This is a genomic window from Paenibacillus sp. OT2-17, assembly GCF_009827695.1.
GTDB classification, from domain to species: domain Bacteria; phylum Bacillota; class Bacilli; order Paenibacillales; family Paenibacillaceae; genus Paenibacillus; species Paenibacillus polymyxa_B.
In genome coordinates this window covers 1-555 of record NZ_WUDQ01001038.1, presented here as the reverse complement: position 1 = coordinate 555, position 555 = coordinate 1, and the positions used below count along the sequence as shown (strand labels likewise).

Annotated in this window: 1 protein-coding gene; it reads left to right on the top strand. The window is 49.4% G+C overall.

Translation table 11 applies throughout. From position 1 onward, the window contains the following. Positions 1-555, top strand: a 555-nt coding sequence (locus GRP75_RS28920) for a condensation domain-containing protein (protein WP_160791106.1), incomplete at both ends; no start/stop codon positions are given.

Here is a 555-nt window from a genome sequence, read left to right as displayed (position 1 = left end):
GTAGGCGTATTCCTCAACACGCTGGCGATCCGCAATTATCCGTCTGGCGACAAAACGTTCCTGGATTACTTGCAAGAGGTGAAAGAGCATGCGCTCAGTGCTTATGAGCATCAGGACTATCCTTTTGAAGAGCTGGTTGAAAAGCTGAATTTGACGCGGGATACGAGCCGAAATGCGCTGTTTGACACGATGTTTGAGTTGAAAACATTTGAGCAGCAGGAGTTCGAACTGGAGGGTCTGACCTTTAAGACGTATCCGACGGACAATAACACGGCCAAATTTGATCTGACCTTGGATGCAGTGGAGCAGCCGGAAGGCATTCTGTGCAGTCTGGAATACAGCACGGCGCTGTACAAGCCTGAAACCATCGCGCGATTGGCACAACATTTTACTGAGCTTGTTCGTGCAATTACACTGCATCCGCAGCAGCCACTGGCAGCTTTGGATATGGTAACCGTCGAGGAGAAGGCACAAATCATCTACGGTTTTGGAGATGTGGGAGTATCGGATGTTGCTGCTATTGAAGCAGGAGCCTTGTTCCATACCTATGTGGAA